2 protein-coding genes and 1 rRNA gene are annotated in these 2,444 nt (G+C 58.3%); all 3 read right to left on the minus strand.

Annotated elements, in window-relative coordinates:
• Positions 1-182: 182 nt before the first annotated feature.
• Positions 183-935: a tyrosine-protein phosphatase gene (locus AC0AP0_RS11915; protein ID WP_490430621.1), complete on the minus strand. Its 753-nt coding sequence runs from the start codon at positions 933-935 to the stop codon at positions 183-185.
• A 189-nt stretch (positions 936-1,124) separates the two neighbouring features.
• Positions 1,125-1,790: an NAD(P)H-binding protein gene (locus AC0AP0_RS11920; RefSeq protein ID WP_490430622.1), complete on the minus strand. Its 666-nt coding sequence runs from the start codon at positions 1,788-1,790 to the stop codon at positions 1,125-1,127.
• Between the two features lie 304 nt (positions 1,791-2,094).
• Positions 2,095-2,211 (minus strand): 5S ribosomal RNA (gene rrf, locus AC0AP0_RS11925).
• Positions 2,212-2,444 lie beyond the last annotated feature (233 nt).

Genomic DNA, 2,444 nt, shown 5'->3' on the forward strand with positions numbered 1-2,444 from the left:
GGCCGTCTCCACAATGGTCCGCGCCTCCTCGCGGCTCTTCTGATCGATCCGCATGACCCCCAGGGCCACACGGGAGGCCCGGAATCCTGACCGTCCTAAATTCATGTATCGCACAATGTCCTCCTCGTAATTGACGTCTAGGCTCGAGTCTACCCGTACCAGCTACTTGTAGCCTTGTGCGGTTACTCCAGCAGGTTGCTGCGCAGGGCCTCCACCTGGTCCGGCCCGAACCCCAAAGCCTGACGCGCATAGGCGAAGACATCCCCGTAGGCCTCGACCATGGCTTCTTGGGCATGAGCCGGGTATTCTTTCTTGACGCAGAGCGCAATCTGCAGGGCGTCCAGTGAATCCTGGTCGAAGCCTTTGGCACGGAATTGGTCCAGCAGTTGATTGTTGGCCCCGACCCTCTCTTGGTTGGTCTTCAGATAGTCCGCGAATATCTGGTCGTCGTCCACCTCCAGCAGCCAGAGCACCAGTGCAGCGGCGAACCCGGTCCGGTCCTTACCGGCAAAGCAGTGGAAAAGAGTGGCCCCCTGGGTGTTGTCCACGACGATGCGCAGGAACCTCCCATACCCCTGCTGGGCCGCAGGACTCATGACCAGGTCATGGTAGACATTCATCATGTGCCCGTTGACCTGATCCGCCGAACCTATCGAGGCGAAATCGTCCAGGCTGGCGCTGTTGGTGCCGCTTTGCTCCAGCAGATCAATGTTGGTAAAGGTCACACCGTCGAGCCGGTCGTCTGGACTTTCCTGTATCTCGAAAGGCCGGCGGAAGTCCACGACCTGGGTCACCTGGTAGCGGTCGACCAGCTCCCTCTTAGTTTCTTCGTCCAGACCCACTAATTGCCCGGAGCGGATGAACTTATGGGGACGGACCAGACGGCCATGAATGGTCCGTATACCTCCCAGATCCCGAAAATTGGTAATGTTCATCGACGACCTCCTTAAGATCCGCCCTGTCTCCAAGCCATCCCCGCCTCCATAAAAATCACAGGAGCCCGGTGTACCAACGCGCAATCAACAAGCAACAAGCATTGCACCCAAGGTACCATCCCCGTTGCTATGCAGACACGCCATGGTTGGCGTCAAGAGCCGCTGTCGAGGAACTAGATGGGTTTCTGGTCACCGCTTTGCGGTGAGGGCTTGTCTGATGGGAGTGCTGCCTCCGACGATGTTGTAGATCCCGCCTACGGTCTGCGGCAGGTCGACGCAGTCGGCCAGGCATTGTGCCACATCGGGGATCGGTATGGGTCCGGGCCCGTCTGGCTCTACCTGAATAGCTCCGGTGCCCTTCTGCTCGGTCAGGCTGCCCGGCTCGATGATGGTGTAGTCCAGTCCGGAGCCAATCAGGTACTGGTCGGCCATGTTCTTGGTCACGTAATAGTCGGCAAGGGCATCAATGGCAGGCTTGACCTGGGGCTGTTCCCAGCGCAGCCAGTCGGCTGCATACATGGCCCCCAACATGACGTACCTGGTGATGCCGACCGCTTTGGCGGCCTCTATGGTCTTCATCGCTCCCAGGGCATCAATCTGGTTGATGTCCTTGCCTCGAGAACCAGCAATGAAAACTACGGCGTCCGCATGCATCGTTCGGAATGAGTCGGTTATCCGGGAGAGCGGGTCATGCAGATCCAAGGTCGTAGGCTCCACCTGCTGGCTGGCCGGAATCTTCGAGGCTCCTCGTGCGCAGGCCACCACCTTATGGCCGGCTTTAACCAGATTCTCCAGTGTCAATGCACCCACTCTGCCGGTTGCTCCTACAAGAATGATTCTTTTACCCATGCTCATCCGCTTTCTTCGCCTTTGTGTTTACGCACCTGATTCGGCTGTTTTCATTTTAGGAGTCATGGGCAATAAACAACAGGTGGCAAAGAGAAGGACAGTTGCGGCATCAGTGCTCCCGAAGATCAAATCGCAGACTGCCCAAGTGAAAGGCAACCTTACTTGTCCCGATTAACCATGTTCCTCTGCTTGGCGTGCGTCTTTGTGCAGGGTGGCTGGAATCATGGAGTCTGGGTCTGAGACGGGTATAAAAAAAGGGAGGCATCCTCAGGAACTGTCTCCTGAGGATGCCTCCCATATTTTCGTGTTGTGGCGGCGGTGTGCTACTCTCCCACACTCTTCCGGGTGCAGTACCATTGCCGTGCTGGGTCTTAGCTTCCGGGTTCGGAATGGGACCGGGCGTCTCCCCCAGGCCATGACCGCCGCGAATCTTCAATTCTGCCGACCCGTGGGGGGTCGGGGTGTCCTGGCGGCTTGGGGACCGGATGGTGGACGCGTGTCTCGTGTGTTCGATCGCCTGTGGTTTCGTGTTCATTGCCGCAGGCAGGCTTCGCAGCAGGTGTTGATGCCGCCACCCCTGTAAGGGGTGGGTGTTGTGTTGTCTTCGACCATTAGTGCCGGTCGGCTCCGCCCCTTGCGGGGTGTCCACGTCCGGTCTAT

Source organism: Bifidobacterium sp. POST2/T3 (B1), from assembly GCF_058197115.1.